Annotated in this window: 16 protein-coding genes; 11 read left to right on the top strand and 5 right to left on the bottom strand. The window is 70.8% G+C overall.

Annotation, left to right across the window (positions count from 1 at the left end; genetic code table 11):
• Positions 1-40 precede the first annotated feature (40 nt).
• The 5 genes from AB0I18_RS17295 to AB0I18_RS17275 all read left to right on the top strand — a co-directional run bounded on the left by AB0I18_RS17295 (position 41) and on the right by AB0I18_RS17275 (position 5,017).
• Positions 41-1,129, top strand: coding sequence for a hypothetical protein (locus AB0I18_RS17295; protein WP_363106319.1), 1,089 nt, complete (start codon positions 41-43; stop codon positions 1,127-1,129).
• A 63-nt stretch (positions 1,130-1,192) separates the two neighbouring features.
• Positions 1,193-1,543, top strand: a complete 351-nt coding sequence (locus AB0I18_RS17290) for a DoxX family protein (RefSeq protein WP_363106318.1) — start codon at positions 1,193-1,195, stop codon at positions 1,541-1,543.
• 200 nt (positions 1,544-1,743) lie between these two features.
• Positions 1,744-3,312, top strand: coding sequence for an aromatic amino acid ammonia-lyase (locus tag AB0I18_RS17285; protein ID WP_363106363.1), 1,569 nt, complete (start codon positions 1,744-1,746; stop codon positions 3,310-3,312).
• Between the two features lie 122 nt (positions 3,313-3,434).
• Positions 3,435-4,313 carry a MurR/RpiR family transcriptional regulator gene (locus tag AB0I18_RS17280; RefSeq protein WP_363106362.1) on the top strand — a complete coding sequence of 293 codons (879 nt, stop codon included), beginning with the start codon at positions 3,435-3,437 and terminating at the stop codon, positions 4,311-4,313.
• 119 nt (positions 4,314-4,432) lie between these two features.
• A complete protein-coding gene (locus AB0I18_RS17275) occupies positions 4,433-5,017 on the top strand; it encodes a hypothetical protein (RefSeq protein WP_363106317.1) in 585 nt (194 codons plus the stop codon).
• A 208-nt stretch (positions 5,018-5,225) separates the two neighbouring features.
• Here the strand turns inward: AB0I18_RS17275 and AB0I18_RS17270 are convergent, their stop codons facing one another.
• Both AB0I18_RS17270 and AB0I18_RS17265 read right to left on the bottom strand, forming a co-directional pair.
• Complete coding sequence (locus tag AB0I18_RS17270; protein WP_363106316.1) at positions 5,226-6,590, bottom strand: APC family permease; 1,365 nt, start codon at positions 6,588-6,590, stop codon at positions 5,226-5,228.
• A gap of 126 nt (positions 6,591-6,716) precedes the next feature.
• The gene (locus AB0I18_RS17265; RefSeq protein ID WP_363106315.1) at positions 6,717-8,204 is read right to left on the bottom strand and encodes a diaminopimelate decarboxylase; all 1,488 of its coding nucleotides are present in this window, start codon (positions 8,202-8,204) and stop codon (positions 6,717-6,719) included.
• A gap of 130 nt (positions 8,205-8,334) precedes the next feature.
• Here AB0I18_RS17265 and hutU point away from each other — a divergent pair, with 130 nt between their 5' ends.
• The 4 genes from hutU to hutI all read left to right on the top strand — a co-directional run bounded on the left by hutU (position 8,335) and on the right by hutI (position 14,013).
• Positions 8,335-9,993 (top strand): urocanate hydratase, encoded by a 1,659-nt coding sequence (gene hutU / locus AB0I18_RS17260; RefSeq protein WP_363106314.1) that lies wholly within the window; start codon positions 8,335-8,337, stop codon positions 9,991-9,993.
• 191 nt (positions 9,994-10,184) lie between these two features.
• Entirely contained in the window at positions 10,185-11,387 is a 1,203-nt protein-coding gene (locus AB0I18_RS17255; protein ID WP_363106313.1) for an allantoate amidohydrolase, read from the top strand.
• Positions 11,384-12,718, top strand: a complete 1,335-nt coding sequence (locus tag AB0I18_RS17250) for a formimidoylglutamate deiminase (protein ID WP_363106312.1) — start codon at positions 11,384-11,386, stop codon at positions 12,716-12,718. Before AB0I18_RS17255 ends, AB0I18_RS17250 begins: the two co-directional genes overlap by 4 nt.
• 101 nt (positions 12,719-12,819) lie before the next feature.
• On the top strand, positions 12,820-14,013 hold the full coding sequence (gene hutI / locus AB0I18_RS17245; RefSeq protein WP_363106311.1) for an imidazolonepropionase: 1,194 nt from the start codon (positions 12,820-12,822) through the stop codon (positions 14,011-14,013).
• A gap of 85 nt (positions 14,014-14,098) precedes the next feature.
• On the opposite strand, the gene AB0I18_RS17240 is transcribed toward hutI, so the two are convergent.
• Together AB0I18_RS17240 and AB0I18_RS17235 are read right to left on the bottom strand one after the other, a co-directional pair.
• The gene (locus AB0I18_RS17240; protein ID WP_363106310.1) at positions 14,099-14,302 is read right to left on the bottom strand and encodes a DUF397 domain-containing protein; all 204 of its coding nucleotides are present in this window, start codon (positions 14,300-14,302) and stop codon (positions 14,099-14,101) included.
• Between the two features lie 9 nt (positions 14,303-14,311).
• Entirely contained in the window at positions 14,312-15,163 is an 852-nt protein-coding gene (locus tag AB0I18_RS17235; protein WP_363106361.1) for a helix-turn-helix transcriptional regulator, read from the bottom strand.
• Positions 15,164-15,394: 231 nt separating this feature from the next.
• On the opposite strand from AB0I18_RS17235, the gene AB0I18_RS17230 reads away from it, so the two are divergent.
• Both AB0I18_RS17230 and AB0I18_RS17225 read left to right on the top strand, forming a co-directional pair.
• On the top strand, positions 15,395-15,808 hold the full coding sequence (locus AB0I18_RS17230; protein WP_363106309.1) for an ATP-binding protein: 414 nt from the start codon (positions 15,395-15,397) through the stop codon (positions 15,806-15,808).
• A gap of 33 nt (positions 15,809-15,841) precedes the next feature.
• Complete coding sequence (locus AB0I18_RS17225; RefSeq protein ID WP_363106308.1) at positions 15,842-16,753, top strand: hypothetical protein; 912 nt, start codon at positions 15,842-15,844, stop codon at positions 16,751-16,753.
• A 227-nt stretch (positions 16,754-16,980) separates the two neighbouring features.
• Here the strand turns inward: AB0I18_RS17225 and AB0I18_RS17220 are convergent, their stop codons facing one another.
• Positions 16,981-18,255, bottom strand: a complete 1,275-nt coding sequence (locus AB0I18_RS17220) for a DUF418 domain-containing protein (RefSeq protein WP_363106307.1) — start codon at positions 18,253-18,255, stop codon at positions 16,981-16,983.
• Positions 18,256-18,285 lie beyond the last annotated feature (30 nt).

The raw sequence follows: 18,285 nt of genomic DNA, 5'->3' as shown, positions 1-18,285 counted from the left end.
CTCGTTTGATCAGTCACCCGTTGATGTACCGAGGAGAGTCATGCAGCAGCACCAGCACACGGCCCGGCACAGTGCGTCGGGCGCACGGCGTCTTGTGAAGAGAAACGCCGGTATCGCGCTGGCCCTCACCGCGACGGCTGCCGTCCTGGTCTCGGCGCCGTCCGCGTCCGCAGGGGCAGGCCCCTCGGGACACGCCTATCGCGGTTCCGTCGTCACCGACGTACGGACCGTGGCGAAGTTCGACTACGCCGCCGGCGAGATCCCCGAGAACATCACCGTCAACCCCAACGGGTCGGTGACCCTGTCCCTGCTCGGCAGTTGCGCGGTGTGCGAGCGCACCCACGGGCCGCAGCTGATGCGTATCTCCCCGTCCGGCGAGCGCACGGTGCTGGTCACCGGGCAGGTGGGCGAGGCGATCAGCGGCAACACCCGAGGCAGCGACGGCACCGTCTACTACGCGTTGTGGGCCCCGGGCAACGCGGCCAGGAACGGCGTGTACAAGCTGCTTCCGGACGGCAGCCCGCAGCGCATCGCCGCGCTGCCCGCAGACTCCGGCCCCAACGGACTGGCCATCGACGCGGCCGGACGCACCCTCTACATCGCCGACAGCCTCAAGGGCACCATCTGGTCCGTCCCGGTCGCGGGCGGAGCCGCGACCCCGTGGCTGACCGACACCGCGCTCGCACCGGTGCCCACCGAAGCCCTGCCGATCGGCGCCAACGGGCTCAGGTTCCACAACGGCGCCCTGTGGGCCACCAACTTCAACAAGGGAACCCTGCTGCAGATCCCGGTCACCCCCGCCGGCACGCCCGGTTCCATCCGCCAGATCGCGGGCGGCCTGCCCAACATCGACGACCTCAGCTTCCTGACCCCCCACTCCGACGTGGTCTTCGCCGCGCAGAACGGCTCCTCCTCGCAGAACGGCCCGGACCGGGTCGTGGTCATCTACCCCAACGGCACCTACAAGCCCGTCCTGACCAGCGCGGACGGACTCGCCTCACCCTCCGCCACCGCGGTCCGCGGCGACCGGCTGTACATCACCGACGGCGGCGTCCCCGAGCCCCACGACCCCAAACTGCAGACCGCCAGGATCAACTTCCCGGCCCTCCTCACAGGCGCCGCACGCTGACCTATTCCTGACTCCTGATTCCTGGACCGATCGACGGTCCCCTTCTCCCTCCGGAGTTCTGCCGTGTTCATCGCCTATGCCGTCCTCGCTGTCGTGCTGTCCCTGGTGCTGATCTTCTCCGCTCGTCCCGACATCACCCGCGACCCGAAGATCACCGAGGGGCTCAAGGTGCTCGGGGTGCCCGACAGCTGGTTCCTGCCGCTCGGCCTGGTCAAGATCGCCGGCGCTCTGGGGCTGCTCGCCGGTATCGCCTACCGGCCGCTGGGCATCGCGGCGGCGATCGGTGTCGTCCTGTACTTCCTGGGCGCCGTGATCACGCACCTCCGTGCAGGCGACAAGAAGGGAAGCAGCACCCCGGCCGCCATCATGCTCTTCTCCGTGGCACCGCTGGTGCTGGGGTTCGCGACGGTCTGATCGCGCTCCACGATCACGCTCTCATTTTCACGTGCCGCTCCCAGTCGAACTGGATCATGAGGCGTCCCTTGCCTGTCCTGCATATCGTCATGCAGAGTTCTCGGTGTCTGAATAGGTTGTCAATGCTCCGGGGTGGGCGACTGGTTACGGATGACCGGCAGGCGAGAAGGGATGTCCAGATTGAGAGGTGTTTGCGCGTGATGTCGTCTCGGGTCGTGGACGTACCGGCTGTCGTCACGCCGGGTCTTGTGGTCCTCGACGGGTGCAGCATCGGCGTCACCGACGTCGTGCGGCTCGCCGACGGAGCCGCACGGCCGGTCCCGGGCACCGAGGCGATGAAACGCGTCGAGGAATCCTGGGACGCGGCCCGCCAGATGGCCGCCACAGGGCGTGTCTACGGCCGCTCGACGGGGGTCGGCGCCAACCGGAACGAGGACGTGCCGACCGAGGCGGCCGCCGACCACGGCCTGCGACTGCTGCGCAGCCACGCCGGTGCGATCGGCGCGGAACTGCCCGCCCGGGAGGTGCGCGCGATGCTCGCCGTACGGGCCAACCAGCTCCTCGCCGGTGGCGCCGGGCTGCGCCCGACCGTGGTCACGGCGCTGTGCGAGGCGCTGGAGACCGGGGCGTACCCCGTCGTGAACGAGTTCGGCTCGGTGGGGACGGGGGATATCGCGGCACTGGCGCAGATGGGGCTGGCGCTGGCCGGGGAGCATCCCTGGCGGGGTGCGGGCGCGTCGGTTGGTGTTGGTACGGGTACGGGTACGGGTACGGGTTCGTCGGCGGGCGTGCGGGCGCCCGAGCCCCAGCCCCTCGACAACAACGACGCGCTGGCTCTCATCAGCAGCAACGCCCTGACGCTCGGGCAGGCCGCGCTCGCGCTGCACGAGTTGCGGGGGCTCATCGGGGCCACCCAGGTCGTCGCCGCGCTGTCGTTGCTCGCGGTGGACGGGTCGCACGAGGCGTACGCGGCGCCCGTGCACGCCGCGCGGCCGCACCGGGGGTCGACCGAGGTGGCGCGGCGCATGCGGGAGCTGATCGGGGCGGCGGATCGTCCGACACCGCCGCTCGGGCGGATCCAGGATCCGTACGGGTTCCGGTGTCTGCCCCAGATCCACGGGCCGGCACAGGACGCGGCCGACGCCCTGGAGGAGGTCCTCGCCGTCGAGATCAACGCGGCCGCCGAGAACCCGCTGATCTGCCCCGAGGACATGGCCGCGTACCACCACGGCGGCTTCTACCAGGCCCAACTCGCCCTCGCGCTCGACCACTTCAGGCTCGCCGTCACCCAGGTGGCCCGCCTGTCGACCTCGCGGCTCTCGACCCTGAACGAACCCGCCTACACCCGGCTGCGCCCCTTCCTCGCCGACCACGAGGCCGCCTCCTCGGGCGTGATGATCCTGGAGTACGCCGCCGGCGCCGCCCTCGGCGATCTTCGGGCCTTCTCCGCACCCGCCTCGCTCGGCCACGCTGTACTCTCCCGGGGCGTCGAGGAGCAGGCGAGCTTCGCCTCGCTCGCCGCACGTCAGACGCTGCGCGCGTGCGCCGCGTACCGTCTCGTCGCCGGCTGCGAACTCGTCGCCGCCGTACGGGCGTTGCGCCAGCGCGAGCTGCGCCCGGACCCTGAGCTCCCGGTGGCCCGGGCGCTGGAACTTGCCGAGTCGGTACTCGACGCGGACCCGACCGACCGCCCGCTCACGGACGACGTCACGGCGGCGGCCGCACTGCTCGACCGGTTCACGGACATCTGGAGGGGGAGCACGGCATGAGGATGGACGGGATCATGGGGGTGGACGTCGACGGGACCATGAACGGGGACGGGGACGGGGACCGAGGCGGGGACGGGGCCATGAACGTAGACGTGGACGGGACTGTGGGGGTGGGCAGAACCATGGGTGTGGACGGAGAGGCGAGCGTGGACGGGAACACGAGGGTGACCGACAGCGCTGCCGCACGTCTGCAGGCGCTCTTCGAGGGGCACCGGCTGACCCCCACCCAGCGGCGCATCGCGCACAGCATGGTGCGGCGGGCCGCCGACGTGCCGTTTCTGTCGAGCGTGGAGCTCGCCGAACTCGCCGGCGTCAGCCAGCCGTCCGTCACCCGCTTCGCCGTAGCCCTCGGCTTCGACGGCTATCCGGCCCTGCGCAAGCACCTGCGCGAGGTCGCGCCCGCCGAGCCGGCCACGGACACCGCCTCGTACAACGAGTACCAGCAGGCCGTCGAGGCCGAGATCGAGAACCTGCGCCATCTCGCCTCCGTCCTGGCGGACCCGCGACCGGTGGAACGGGCCGGACGGCTGCTCGCCGCCTCGCGCCCGCTGCCCGTGCTCGGGCTGCGCGCGGCCGCCGCCCAGGCGTACGGCTTCGCGTACTTCGCCGCGAAGGTCCATCCGGACGTACGGCTGCTGCACGAGGGCGGCACGATGATCCACGACCGGATCGACGCGGCCGTGCGGGCCGGGGCCAGCACCCTGCTCTGCTTCGCGCTGCCCCGGCACCCGCGCGAGGTGGTGGACACGCTGATGTACGCGAAACAGGCCGGGCTGACCGTCGTCACGGTCGCGGACTCGGCGTTCGCCCCGGTCGCCAAGGCGTCCGACCTGCTGCTGCCGGCCGCCGTCGGCACCGGGCTCGCCTTCGACACGGCCTGTGCGCCGATGCTGCTCGGGCGGGTGCTGCTGGAGGCGATGTGCGACGGGCTGCCGGACGCGCAGGCGCGGTTGGAGGAGTTCGACGCGCGGGCGGCGGCGCGCAGCCTCTTCGTGGAGTAGTGGAGTAGTGGAGTAGTGGAGTCGTAGGGGAGTAACAGGGTTCGTCGGCTCTCAGACTTGTCTCAGCTTCGCTCGCTAATCTGCTGCTCCAAAAGAATGCGTCGGCGAGGAGGCGGAACGTGGCGCGCGGAGGGCAGGGACTGGCTCGGGTGGCCGTCGTCGTACGGGCCGGGTCGGCACCGTTGTGGTGGCTCGGGGTGTTCGCGGCGGGGATCGGGGTGCTGGTGCCGGGGGTGACCGGCAGGCGGATCGGGGTGATGACGGGGGCCGCGCTGTTCCTGATCGTGGCGGCGGTGGTGGTTCTGGTGCGGCGCAAGCGGTACGCGGAGCTCGTCGGTGCGTCCGCGCGTGCCGGGAAGCAGGACCTGCTTCAGGACCGGGCGGTGACCGTACGTAACTGGCGTCGCGGGCACCGGTGGTGGCTGCTCCTCGCCTTCGTGGGCGCGCTGGGCAGTGCGTTCGCCGTACCGGCGGCCGGGGGGATGCTGCTCGCCGGGGCCGGGGTGGGACTGCGTCTCAAGGCGGCGTGGGTCGGGCGGCTGGAGCGGGCCGCCGACTCGCTCGTGTGGGTGCGTGTCGACTGGCTCGGCCGGGGTGCGGGGGTCCCTGCGGGTGAGCGGGTCAAGGCCTACCGCACCACGGGCATCGCGGCCGGCGACGCCGCGCCTGGTGGGGCGCGGCGTCGGGGTGGTGTGCTGGTGTAGGGGGGGGGCGGGTGCGGGTTGTGGGTGGTGTGTTTTCCCACCCGCACCGCCCGTTCGGGCGTGTCGAGCCGGTGCGGGTTTCCTGTGGGGGTTCGCGCCGTCGGCGGCTGCTGCCGAGTGGGTCGAATGGGTCGAGTGGCCGAGTGAGTCTCATGAGACGAGTGAGGCACATGAGACGAATGAGTGGGGCGGGCCACCGCGGGCTGTCTCAGTCCTCGCTTCGGACCCGGAGCACCAGCTTGTTCACCGCCCACAGGCCCACTCCGATCGCCAGGAGTACGCCCGCGCGGATGTAGACGTCCGCCGGGCGGTCGGCGAGGGGGCTGGCGAGGATGAGGGCCGTGATGGCGCCGAGGACCGGCAGTGCGGTCGGGGTGCGGAAGTGGGTGTGGTCGACCGGGTCGCGGCGCAGGACCAGGACCGCCACGTTGACCACGGCGAAGACGCAGAGCAGGAGGAACGCCGTGGTGTCGCCCAGGCCTTCGATCTCGCCCGTCGAGACCAGGCCGATCGCGAGGATCGTCACGAAGACGATGCCGACCACGGGCGTGCGGCGGCGGCGCAGGACGCGGCCCATGCCGCGGGGCAGGATGCGTTCGTTGGCCATGCCGTAGCAGAGCCGCGAGGCCATCATGATGTTGATCAGCGCGGAGTTGGTGACGGCGAACAGGGCGATGAGCGCGAAGAGTTTGTGCGGGAAGTCGACGCCGCCCGCCTTCACGACCTCCAGGAGCGGGCCGCTCGAACCCTCCAGCACCTTGTAGTCCACGAGGAGGGACGAGACCAGCGCCACCAGGACGTAGATCGTGCCCGTCACGGCCACGCCGATGAAGATCGCCCGTGGGAAGGTGCGTTGGGGATCCTTCGTCTCCTCGGCCATGTTCACCGAGTCCTCGAAGCCCACGAAGGCGAAGAAGCCCAGCGCGGTCGCCCCCAACACCCCGGTCATCAGGGCGTATCCGGAGCCGCTCGCCTCGAACTCGCCCAGCCGGGACGGCTCCCCGTCACCCGTCACCACGGCGTACGCGCCGATGCCGAGGATGATCAGCAGGCCCGTCAGCTCGACCAGGGTCAGGACCACGTTCGTCTTCACGGACTCCGACACGCCCCGCAGGTTCAGGGCCGCGAGGGCGAGGATGAAGCAGATCGCGATGAGCGTCGGCGGCAGCGCGTCGCCGGTCAGCTCGGCCAGGTAGTCACCGCTGAAGGCCCGGGCCGCCGCGCTCGCGGACGACAGGCCCGAGCACATCACCATGAACGCGATGATGAAGGTGAAGAAGGGGACCTTGAACGCCTTCTGCGCGTAGAGAGCCGCTCCGGCCGCCTGTGGATACTTGCCGACGAGCTCGACGTACGAGGCCGCCGTCAGGATCGCCACGACGAAGCCGATGACGAACGGCAGCCACAACGCCCCGCCGACCTTCCCGGCGACGCTGCCGGTGGTGGCGTAGATGCCGGTCCCGAGGATGTCGCCGATCACGAAGAGGATCAGCAGCCTGGGACCGAGGACCCGCTTGAGCCCGGGTTCCTCGGCCGGTGTCGGTGCGTTCGCGGCGGTTTCGGTGGTGGACAAGAGAACCTCCCCCGATCGGTGATCCGTCCGGGGGAGTCCTTCCCGGTGGTGCGCCGGGGATGCGTCCGCGGGCGCGTCTCAGAGGTTCTTCAGAGCTTCGTCGAAGCTCGACCCCGGCGCGGCACTTCAGAACGTGCCGGTCAACGCTCCCGCATGCGCCCCTCCCGACTCCGCCACGATCTCGTCGAGCGTCTGCGGCGCACGAACCATGGCGAACCGCACCCCGCCTGTGTCACCTGTGCCGCCCGCGCCGTCCGGCCCGAACCCGTAGATCCCGGGCCGGGCGAGCGAGTTGTACCCGTAGTGGTGCGCGAAGTAGTACGCCCCCGTGTCCAACGCGGCCGCGTAGTCGCCCTGTTCGAGCAGCGGCATCGACCGCCCCTCGGCCAGCAGGTCACCCGCGAAGCAGGCGGGACCCGCCACGTCCTGCACGACGTCGGGCCCCGTCTTCGGCCGCCCCTTCGTGTCGTACGCGGCCACCCGCAGCGGCCAGGCCCCGGGCGCGTACACCGTGCGAGCCGCCACCTGCACCCCCGCGTGCGTCACCGCGATCGCCCGCCCACCGGCCGACTTCGCGTACTCGACCCGCGCCAGCACCACCCCGTGCTTGGCGAGCAGCGACCGCCCGAACTCCGTGACCAGCCCGTACCGCCCGTCGAACAGCCCCGGCACGGTCGACGCCAGCACCCGCGCGTACTCCGTGTAGGAGGGCGTGTGGACATCCGACCCGAAGTTCACCGGCAGCCCGCCGCCGATGTCGATCGTGTCGATCTGCCGCCGCCCGGCCCGCTGGTTGATCTCCTCGGCGAGGGCGTACGTCTCCGCCACCCCGCGCGCCATCAGCTCCAGCGGCATGCCCTGCGAACCGGAGTGCGCGTGCAGCCGGGTCAGCCACGGTCGGTCCAGATATGCCCGCACCACCCACTCGCGCGCCCCCTCGTCCCGTAGCGCGACCCCGAACTTCGAGGTCGCCGTCGCCGTGGACAGTGCGCCGATCGAACCCCCGCCGACCTGCGGGTTCACCCGCAGCCCCAGCGGTGAGCGGGTCGATGCCGACCTGACCAGCGCGTCGATGCGGTCCAGCTCCTGCGGGTTGTCCGCGTTGACCGCGATGCCCAGCGCGAGCGCCTCCCGTAGCTCCGCCGGGGTCTTGGCGGGCGAGTCGAGGACCGTACGGGCCGGGGGCACTCCGGCCGCGCGGGCGAGGGCCAGCTCGCCGGGGCTCGCCACCTCCGCGCCGATGCCCTCCCGGTGCAGCAGCCGCAGCACCGGCACGAGCGGGGTCGCCTTCACCGCGAACGCGTGCAGCACGGGCGTGCCGGGTGCCGTCACCGCGTCGAAGGCCGCCCGCAGGGCCGCCGCCGAGGTCCGGATGCCGGTGATGTCGAGGAGTCCGATGATGGGGGTGGTGGGGCCGACGAGCCCCTGTTCCACGGCCGCGCGGACGGCCTCGTCCCGCCGCGCGCCCCCGTCCGTCGCCGCCTGCGGTCTCCTGTCGGGAGTCCCGTTCGGTGCCCCGTCGGGACCCCCGCCGGGTGCCCGGTCCGGAGCCGGTGCTCCGTCAGGCGTTTCGCCCGTCGCGTCCGCATCTCCTGTGCCTGTGTATGCCGCCATACATCCAGCCAAACATCCGCGCCGCGCCCGTGCCGACCCATGAATGTATTGACTAGTTCTATTCAGGAAGTAAGGATGTGAATATCGACAGCATCGCCGGAGTACCCACCAGCCCGCCAGGAGGCAGACCATGTCAGGACCCCGCCCCGTCCGAGCACCGCGCGGTACGGAACTGAGCGCCCTGGGATGGCAGCAGGAAGCCGCCCTGCGGATGCTGCAGAACAACCTCGACCCCGAGGTCGCCGAACACCCCGACAAGCTCGTCGTCTACGGCGGCACCGGCAAGGCCGCCCGTGACTGGCGCTCCTTCGACGCCATGGTCCGTACGCTGCGGACGCTGAAGCAGGACGAGACGATGCTCGTCCAGTCCGGCCGGCCGGTCGGCGTCATGCAGACCCACGAATGGGCGCCGCGCGTGCTCATCGCCAACTCCAACCTGGTCGGCGACTGGGCGAACTGGGAGGAGTTCCGGCGCCTGGAGGCCCTCGGCCTCACCATGTACGGGCAGATGACGGCCGGGTCGTGGATCTACATCGGCACCCAGGGCATCCTCCAGGGCACCTACGAGACGTTCGCCGCCGTCGCCGCGAAGAAGTTCGGCGGGACGCTGGCCGGGACGATCACGCTGACCGCCGGGCTGGGTGGTATGGGCGGCGCCCAGCCGCTCGCCGTCACCATGAACGACGGCGTCGCGATCTGTATCGACGTCGACCCGCGCGCGATCGAGCGCCGCATCGAGCACCGCTACCTGGACGTGGCGGCCGACTCCCTGGAGCACGCCCTCCAGCTCGCCGTCGAGGCCCGCGACGCCCGCAGGCCGCTCTCCATCGGGCTGCTCGGCAACGCGGCCGACCTGCTGCCCCGCATGCTCGCCGAGGGCGCCCCGGTCGACATCGTGACCGACCAGACCTCGGCCCACGACCCACTGGCCTACCTGCCCACGGGCGTCGACTTCGACGACATGGCCTCGTACGCGGCCAAGGACCCGGCCGGCTTCACCACCCGGGCGCGTGAGTCCATGGCCCGGCACGTGGAGGCCATGGTCGGCTTCATGGACGCCGGAGCCGAGGTCTTCGACTACGGCAACTCCATTCGCGGCGAGGCCCAACTCGCCGGTTACGACCGGGCGTTCGCCTTCCCCGGTTTCGTGCCCGCCTACATCCGGCCGCTGTTCAGCGAGGGCAAGGGCCCCTTTCGCTGGGCCGCCCTGTCCGGCGAGGCCTCCGACATCCACAAGACCGACAAGGCGATCCTCGACCTCTTCCCGGAGAACGAATCCCTGCACCGCTGGATCAAGCTGGCCGGCGAGCGCGTCCACTTCCAGGGACTGCCCGCCCGTATCTGCTGGCTCGGCTACGGCGAGCGCGACAAGGCCGGCGAGCGCTTCAACGACATGGTCGCCTCGGGCGAACTGGCGGCTCCGCTGGTCATCGGCCGCGACCACCTCGACGCCGGTTCCGTCGCCTCTCCGTACCGTGAGACCGAGGCCATGCTCGACGGTTCGGACGCGATCGCCGACTGGCCGCTGCTCAACGCCATGGTCAACGTCGCCTCGGGGGCGTCCTGGGTGTCGATCCACCACGGCGGGGGTGTGGGTATGGGCCGTTCCATCCACGCCGGTCAGGTGACCGTGGCCGACGGCACGCCGCTCGCCGGCGAGAAGATCCGGCGCGTGCTGACCAATGACCCCGGCATGGGGGTCATCCGGCATGTCGATGCCGGGTACGACATCGCTGAGTCGGTGGCGGACGAGCGTGGCGTGCGGGTGCCGATGCGGGAGGGCGAGTGAGCGGGGCGCGTGGCGGGGGGCGGGGTTCTTTCCCCACCCCGCCCCTTCCCGAAACAGGGGGCTCTGCCCCTGGGCCCCGCTGGGGGCTCCGCCCCCAGGCCCCCGATCGGCCTGGACGGCCTCGTCCTCAAACGCCGGACGGGCTGGAAGTGGCCGGACCGGGCCCGAAGGCCCCTCCCTCCTTTCGTGAGATGTGGCGGGACCTCGAACCCATCGGGCGGCACCCTGACTCCGGTGGTTACCGGCGGTTCGCCTGGACGGCCGCCGATGCCGACTGCCGGGCCTGGTTCCAGGAGCAGGCCGAGGCCCGCGGGCTGACCTACGAGCTGGACCGGAACGGGAACCAGTGGGCGTGGCTCGGGGATTCCGCTGCCGGGGACGCCGTGGTCACCGGGTCCCATCTCGACTCCGTACCGGACGGTGGCGCCTTCGACGGGCCCCTCGGTGTCGTGTCGTCCTTCGCCGCGCTGGACGAACTCCGTGCGCGTGGCGTCGAGTTCGCCAGACCCCTCGCGATCGTCAACTTCGGTGACGAGGAGGGCGCCCGCTTCGGGCTGGCCTGTGTGGGGTCGCGGCTCGCGGTCGGGCAGCTGACCGTTGAGCAGGCCCATCGGCTCACGGACGGCGACGGGATCAGCCTCCCGCAGGCGATGGAGCGTGCCGGGTACGACCCGGCGGCCATCGGTCCCGACCCGGAACGCCTCGCCCGGATCGGCGCCTTCGTCGAACTGCATGTGGAGCAGGGCCGTGCCCTCGACCTCTCCGGCGACCAGGTCGGCCTCGCCAGTGCCATCTGGCCGCACGGCCGCTGGCGGTTCGACTTCCGGGGCGAGGCCAACCACGCGGGAACCACTCGGCTCGTGGACCGCCGGGATCCCATGCTGTCGTACGCGGAGACGGTCCTGGCGGCCCGGCGGGAGGCCCAGCTCGCGGGTGCCGTCGCCACCTTCGGCAAGATCTCCGTCGAGCCGAACGGCGTCAACGCCATCCCCTCCCTCGTCCGCGGCTGGCTCGATTCGCGTGCCGCCGACCAGGCGAGCCTCGACACGGTCGTCACCGGCATCGAGAAGGCGGCCCGCGAGTACGCCGACGCGCACGGCATCCAACTCGATGTCGTCCGCGAGTCCTTCACCCCGGTCATCGAGTTCGAGCACGCCCTGCGCGACGAACTCGCCCGCATCCTCGGCAAGGACGCCGGGCTCAACGTCCCCGTTCTGGGTACGGGTGCCGGACACGACGCCGGAATCCTCTCCGGCACGGTCCCGACCGCCATGCTGTTCGTACGCAACCCCACAGGCGTCTCGCACTCGCCGGCCGAGCACGCCGCCGAGGACGACTGCGTGGCCGGGGTGACCGCACTCGCCGACGTACTGGAAGGGCTGGTCCGCAGGTGACGCAGACGTACTGGCTGGAACACGCCTGGCTCGACACCCACGTCGAGCCGGGTGTGGCCGTCGAGGTCACGGACGGGCGGATCACGGCTGTCCGCACCGGCACCGAGGCCCAGCCCCCCGGCGCCGAGATCCTCCGCGGGCTCACCCTCCCCGGGCTTGCCAACGCGCACAGCCACGCCTTCCACCGCGCCCTGCGCGGCACCGTCCAGGTCGGCTCCGGCACCTTCTGGACCTGGCGCGAGGTCATGTACTCCTTCGCGGACCGGCTCACCCCGGAGACGTACCACGCACTCGCCCGGGCCGTGTACGCCGAGATGGCCCTCGCCGGTGTCACGGCGGTCGGCGAGTTCCACTACGTCCACCACGCGCCCGGCGGCACCCCCTACGCCGACCCGAACGCCATGGGCGAGGCGCTCATCGAGGCCGCGGCGGACGCGGGCATCCGCATCACGCTCCTCGACACCGCCTATCTCTCGTCCGGCTTCGGACAGGCTCCGAACCGGCATCAGCTCCGCTTCTCCGACGGCACCGCGGAGGCCTGGGCGGAACGCTGTTCAGTTCTCAAGGACCGGGATCACGTGCGGATCGGGGCGGCCATCCACTCCGTACGGGCCGTGCCGGCACGGGAGTTGGCGACGGTGGCGGGGTGGGCCGAGGAGCGGCGGGCCCCGCTCCATGTGCATCTGTCCGAGCAGACGGCGGAGAACGACGCCTGCCAGGAGGCGCACGGCCGCACGCCCACCCGGCTGCTCGCCGACCACGGTGTGCTCGGCCCGCGCACGACGGGCGTCCACAACACACACCTCACCGACGGGGACATCGCGCTGCTCGGCGGTTCCGGGACGGGGACCTGCATGTGTCCCACCACCGAGCGCGATCTCGCCGACGGCATCGGACCGGCGGCCACGCTCCAGAAGGCGGGCTCGCCGCTCTCCCTCGGCTCCGACAGCCACGCCGTCATCGACCTGCTCGAAGAGGCGCGCGCGATGGAGCTGAACGAGCGCCTGCGCACCCGCACCCGCGGCCACTGGACGGCCGCCGCCCTGCTGCGGGCGGCGTCGGCGGACGGTCACGCGGCCCTCGGCTGGGATCAGGCGGGCACCCTGGAGCCCGGCGCCCTCGCCGACTTCACGACCGTCGCACTCGACTCGGTCAGGACAGCGGGACCGCTGCCGCGCCTCGGCGCCGAGACGGCCGTATTCGCCGCGACTGCGGCCGACGTGCGCCATACGGTCGTGGCCGGCCGCCATGTCGTACGAGACGGGGCGCACACCCTCGTACCGAACGTGCCGCAGGCCCTCGCGGCCGCCGTCGAAGCCCTGCGCGGCTGACTTCCGTTTCCCCCGTTTCCCCTGCTGCCCCCGCTTCCCGCACCTCTCCCGTTTTCCCCGCTCGTCCCGCTTCCCTCGACCCGACCGCCCATGAGGACGCCATGAGCAGCACGACCGGCACAACCGGCACGACCGTCATCACCAACATCGCAAGCCTGGTCACCAACGACCCCTCCCTCGGTGACGGATCCCCCCTCGGTCTGATCCAGGACGCGGCCGTCGTCATCGACGGCGACCGCATCGCGTGGACCGGTGATTCAAGAGAAGCACCCGCCACTGACAATCGGGTCGACGCCGGTGGACGGGCGGTGATCCCGGGCTTCGTCGACTCCCACTCGCACCTCGTCTTCGCGGGCGACCGCACCCAGGAGTTCAACGCCCGCATGTCCGGCCGGGCCTACAGCGCGGGCGGCATCCGTACGACCGTCGCCGCCACCCGCGCCGCGACGGACGCGGAGCTGGAGCGCAACCTCACGCACTACCTCGCCGAGGCCCTCCGCCAGGGCACGACCACCTTCGAGACGAAGTCCGGCTACGGCCTGACCGTCGAGGACGAGGCCCGCGCCCTGCGCATCGCCGCCCGCCACACCGACGAGGTCACCTACCTCGGCGCGCACATCGTCTCGCCCGACTACGCCGACGACCCGGCCGCGTACGTCGCTCTGGTCACCGGCGAGATGCTCGACGCCTGTGCCCCGTACGCCCGTTGGATCGACGTCTTCTGCGAGAAGGGGGCCTTCGACGGCGACCAGGCCCGCGCGATCCTCACGGCGGGCAAGGCGAAGGGCCTGCACCCGCGCGTCCACGCCAACCAGCTCACGTACGGCCCGGGCGTCCAGCTCGCGGTCGAACTGGACGCGGCGAGCGCGGACCACTGCACGCACCTGACGGACGCGGACGTGGACGCGCTGGCCAACGGCACGACCGTCGCGACGCTGCTGCCCGGCGCCGAGTTCTCCACCCGCGCCGAGTGGCCGAACGCCCGGCGCCTGCTCGACGCGGGCGTGACCGTGGCCCTGTCCACCGACTGCAATCCGGGCTCGTCCTTCACGTCCTCGGTCCCGTTCTGCGTCGCGCTCGCGGTACGGGACATGGGTATGACCCCGGACGAGGCGGTGTGGTCGGCGACGGCGGGAGGCGCGGCGGCCCTGCGGCGCACGGACATCGGCCGGCTCACCCCGGGCGCCTACGCCGACCTGGCACTGCTGGACGCCCCGAGCCATGTCCACCTGGCGTACCGGCCGGGGGTGCCGCTGGTGTCGGGGGTGTGGCGGCGCGGGGTCCGTGTGGTCTGACCCGTTGCCACCGGGGTGGTTTGGTGGCGCGTCGCCCTCCGGGGGCCTCCTGGATGACCTCGATGAAGCCGACGGTGGGTTGTGATCAGGCGGTTGTACGGAACAGGCCTGCCTTCACGCCGCGTATGAGGTGGGCCAACGGGGCGGCGGCCATCGTGAGTTCGGTGCCGGGTTCGTCGCTCTCTCGGAGGCGGAGGTGGTCTCCGGTGGTGGCCGCCAGTTCGACGCAGTCGTTGCCTTCACCGCCGCCGGAGAAGGACGACTTCTGCCAATGGGCGGGGGTGGTCATAGCTGCTCCCTACAGTTCCTTGGCCAGCTGGTGGATGAGGTCGCGAGACTGCTCGGGGGTGAGCGACGCTTCCTTCACCCTACGGAACAGCTTTCGAAAATGCTCCAGTTGGGCTCCGGAGTCGACGAATGCCGTTCCGTGCGGGGCGTCGCGCACCACGGTGTCCAGGCAAGGCACCGATCCGCCCAGATGCGCCATTGCGCTTCCGGCACCTGCGAAGTCGTCCAAGCCGAACGGGATGACGCGCACGACGACGTGATCCGCGTCGGACAGCTCCAGGATGCGGGCTAGTTGATCCTGCGAAGCCGTCCGGCCGGCGACCTTGATGCGGAGCGCCGCTTCGTGGATCACCGTCTCGTACGGGATGGCGTCCGGGCCCTCGATGACCACCTTCCGCTTCATCCTGTGGCTCACGCGGTGCTCCACCTCGTCTTCCGGGAACTCCGGGTTCATATAGGCGAAGAGGGCACGTGCGTAAGCCTCCGTCTGGAAGAGCCCGGGCACATGGATGACCGCCACGTCGTGGCGGAACGTCGCGTGGTGATCCAGTTCGGCGAGGTCCAGGTAGGCAGCGGGAAGGATGCCCCGGTAGGCCTCCCACCAGCCGCGTGTCCGGTCGGTGGCCATGGCCACCAGGGCGTCGATCAACTCGGCTGTCGGGCATGCGTAGTTGGCAGCCAGGCGACGCACGCGCTCCTCGCTGACCCCCGCGACGCCGGACTCGATCTGACTCATCTGGACCGAGCTCACCCCCAGTAGGGTCGCCGCCTCGGTCGCCTTCAGCCCTGCGGCATCCCGAAGCTTGCGTAGCTCGGCGCCCAGGCGCGCCTGCCGTGCCGTGGGATGTCGCCGTGTCGCCATGTACAGCTCCTGGTTCAACTCGGTGGCTGGGGTGCCCCGTTTGGCGTCAGATTACGCGAACGGCTTGCGTGGTACTAACTTTCATACCTACGGTCAGTGACGCGAAGTGCACGCTGCGGAACTCCGGGATGCCGGAAGTGCACCACTCCGTCCTGCCACGACGGCTGCGGCCCCGCCACCGCCCACCCCGCGCAGCGGTCCCCATCCCTGCTGTCCCTCTGGAGCTGCCGCATGCCCGAAAACGGAACCGAACCCTGGGAGTACTCCCTCTCCGTTCCCAACGACCCGCGCGCCGTCACCATCTGTCGCCGCACCCTCCGTCTGATCCTCACTGTGCACGGCCTGATCCACCTCGTGGACACGGCCGAACTCCTCGCGACGGAGCTGGTCGCCAACGCCGTGCTCCACACCAAGGGCCCCGCGACCCTCCGTGTCCGCTGGTCGGCCGGCGTCCTGCGGATCGGCGCCTGGGACACGGACCCCGAACCGCCGGAACCGCCACACCCGTTGGACGAAGCCACCGACCGCGAAGGCGGGCGCGGCCTCGCCCTGATCCGTGCCTGCTCCGACGTCTGGGGCTGGCAGCCGCTGTCGAGGCACGGCAGCCGCGGCAAGTACGTGTGGTGTGACCTGGCCGCCGTCTAGTTCGTTGATCACATCTGACAGAAAGGAGAGCCGATGGTCGGCTCGTCACACGAGGCACTGCACCGGATCTTTCAGAAGGATCCCGCGCTACTGACCCGTGCCCTGCAGAGCGTGTTACGCATCCCCTTCCCCGAGCCGCGCGAGTTCGCCGCGATGAACGTGGACCTCACCGAAATCGAGCCGGTCGAGCGACGCGTGGACACGCTGCTGCGGGCGGGGACCGATGAGGGCACGTATCTCCTAGTTGTGGAGTCGCAGGGCAAGCCGGACGAGAGGAAACGCGGCAGCTGGCCGTACTACCTCAGTTACCTGTACGAGAAGTACCGCTGCGAGCCGGTTCTCATCGTCGTCACCCAGAGCAGCGCCACGGCCCGCTGGGCGGCGGAGCCTATTCACTTCGGGGTGCGGGGGTGCCCCTCGCTGACGGTGCGCCCGTTCGTGCTCGGCCCGGACAACGTGCCGGTGATCGTGGACGAGCGGGAGGCCGCACGGGACGTACCTCTTGCGGTGCTCTCGGCCATGACACATGGCCGCGGTCCGCGCTCCGCCGCCATACTGGAATCCCTGGCAGCCGCCCTGCGGACCATTGACGCGGACAGTGCCGCGGTCTTCGTGCAGTTCGTCGACTCATGCCTGGCAGATCCCCAGGCACAGCAGATGTGGAGGGACCTGATGACGGCGATCCAGTACTTCTGGCGGCACCCGCTCGCCGAGCAGGTACGTGAGGAAGGCCGTGAGGAAGGCCGTGAGGAAGGCCGAGAGGAGGGGCGGGCCCAGGAAAGGGCGGAGAGCGTTCTGCGTAATCTTCAGTGGCGCCGGATCGACGTACCGGATGCCGTCCGCGAGCGTGTTCTCGCCTCCACCGACATGGACGAACTCGGCACCTGGCTCGAACGCTCCTACCAGGTCAGCGACGCGTGGGAGCTGTTCGCCGAGGGTGCTTGAGTCGTACGGCTTCACGGCGAGGGGCGAGAGGTGAGGGGCGAGTCAGCCCGCCCCCCCGTCCGCCACAGTTGCTCCGTCCGCCCTGTCAGAGGCGTTGGGAACTCCACGACCAGCCACACACAACCCGCGGACGTCGTGTCACCGTCCCCCGGAACGCTCGGCAGCGACCAAGCCAAGTCACACCGCCGGGCTGGGCCCCATCCCCCGAGGGGCCCAGCTCGGCCGCGTCACCCAGCCCGGCCCCGCGCCCCGTACATCAGCCGGCGCAGTACCGCTTCGGCCGGACCGCGGCGTCCGGCGCGCTCCAGGGCGTACGCCCCCGCCACGGTGATCAGCCAGACGCCGACCGCGAAGAGCGCCATGGTCGCGCTGGTCAGGTGTTCGCCCAGCCCGAGGCCCCAGGCGGCCAGCACCGGGGCGAAGAGCAGCGAGTGTGCGAGGTAGCAGGACAGGGACCGCTTGCCGACCGCCGAGACCGCCGCCACGGCCGTTGAACCCCGGCGGGCCCTCCTGCCCGTCCACCAGTGCGCGAACAGGGCGACGGCGGCGACGTAGCCGAGTCCGGCGGCGTTGCCCGTGAGTTCCCGGAGTGCGTAGAGCGCTCCCGTCTCGCTCTGCGCGTCGTCCGGTACGTCGAGGGCGCCGACGTGGGCGAGCGCGGCGGGCAGTGCGCCGAGCCAGCCGACCGTGATGCCGATGACGGCCGTGCCGCGCAGCAGGGTCCGATGGCGCCAGGGTTCTTCCAGGACACGGCGGCGGGCCGCCCAGAAACCGAGCAGGAAGATGACGTAGCCGCCGCCCACGAGTGCGAGCAGGCCGCCGGAGGTGACGTACAGGCCGGTGGACACGCGGGTGCCGGCCGCGTCGAGCCAGCTCTTCTCCTCCGAGGCATACGCCACGTAACCCGCATCCGCGTCGGCGGCGTTTCCCAGGGACCCCAACTCTCCCTCGAGCAGAGCCGATACGACCGGCTGCAGCGACACGAAGACCAGCTGGACGGCACCGATCCAGATCCACCACTTCAGTGCGCGTTCGCTCCGCCGCAGGAAGACGAGGCCGAGGACGAGGCTCAGCACTCCGTAGTAGCCGACGATGTCGCCCGCCATCAGCAGAGTGGAGTGCGTCAGGCCGATGACGATCAGCCAGAGACTGCGCCTGCGCAGGATCCGGGCCGTGTCCCGTTCGGAGGTGCCCGCGGTCGTCTGCCGCAGATAGAGCTGCATCATCCCGTAGCCGAAGAGGAACGCGAAGAGCGGATAGATCCGCAGGTCCAGCACGGTGATCATGGTGAACTGCACCGCGTGGTCGAGCCACGAGCCGTCCACCGGCTGCCATCCCGAAGGTCCGCTCCGCGCCGCCCAGAGATGGAAGGCCGTGTTGGAAAGGACGATGAGCAGCAACATGAAGCCGCGCGCGAGGTCGGGTGCGAGCGCCCGCTCCTCGACCCGTACGCCCCCGCGCCGAACGGGCTTCTCTTTGCTCGCGTTGCTGGCGATTGTCATGAACCCACGCTAAGAAGGTCCTGACACGTC

The organism is Streptomyces sp. NPDC050704, assembly GCF_040654355.1.
Classification (GTDB): domain Bacteria; phylum Actinomycetota; class Actinomycetes; order Streptomycetales; family Streptomycetaceae; genus Streptomyces.
The sequence above is the reverse complement of the archived record's forward strand: the minus strand, read 5'-3'. Positions and strand labels throughout refer to the sequence as shown.

What these genes read in the sequence shown, in the direction of transcription:
- AB0I18_RS17255 (WP_363106313.1), top strand. Translation starts at nt 10,185, where the DNA reads ATGTGGCGGGACCTCGAACCCATCGGGCGGCACCCTGACTCCGGTGGT.
- AB0I18_RS17230 (WP_363106309.1), top strand. Translation starts at nt 15,395, where the DNA reads ATGCCCGAAAACGGAACCGAACCCTGGGAGTACTCCCTCTCCGTTCCC.
- hutI (WP_363106311.1), top strand. Translation starts at nt 12,820, where the DNA reads ATGAGCAGCACGACCGGCACAACCGGCACGACCGTCATCACCAACATC.
- AB0I18_RS17220 (WP_363106307.1), bottom strand. Translation starts at nt 18,255, where the DNA reads ATGACAATCGCCAGCAACGCGAGCAAAGAGAAGCCCGTTCGGCGCGGG.
- AB0I18_RS17285 (WP_363106363.1), top strand. Translation starts at nt 1,744, where the DNA reads ATGTCGTCTCGGGTCGTGGACGTACCGGCTGTCGTCACGCCGGGTCTT.
- AB0I18_RS17295 (WP_363106319.1), top strand. Translation starts at nt 41, where the DNA reads ATGCAGCAGCACCAGCACACGGCCCGGCACAGTGCGTCGGGCGCACGG.
- AB0I18_RS17225 (WP_363106308.1), top strand. Translation starts at nt 15,842, where the DNA reads ATGGTCGGCTCGTCACACGAGGCACTGCACCGGATCTTTCAGAAGGAT.
- AB0I18_RS17240 (WP_363106310.1), bottom strand. Translation starts at nt 14,302, where the DNA reads ATGACCACCCCCGCCCATTGGCAGAAGTCGTCCTTCTCCGGCGGCGGT.
- AB0I18_RS17280 (WP_363106362.1), top strand. Translation starts at nt 3,435, where the DNA reads ATGGGTGTGGACGGAGAGGCGAGCGTGGACGGGAACACGAGGGTGACC.
- AB0I18_RS17265 (WP_363106315.1), bottom strand. Translation starts at nt 8,204, where the DNA reads ATGGCGGCATACACAGGCACAGGAGATGCGGACGCGACGGGCGAAACG.
- hutU (WP_363106314.1), top strand. Translation starts at nt 8,335, where the DNA reads ATGTCAGGACCCCGCCCCGTCCGAGCACCGCGCGGTACGGAACTGAGC.
- AB0I18_RS17235 (WP_363106361.1), bottom strand. Translation starts at nt 15,163, where the DNA reads ATGGCGACACGGCGACATCCCACGGCACGGCAGGCGCGCCTGGGCGCC.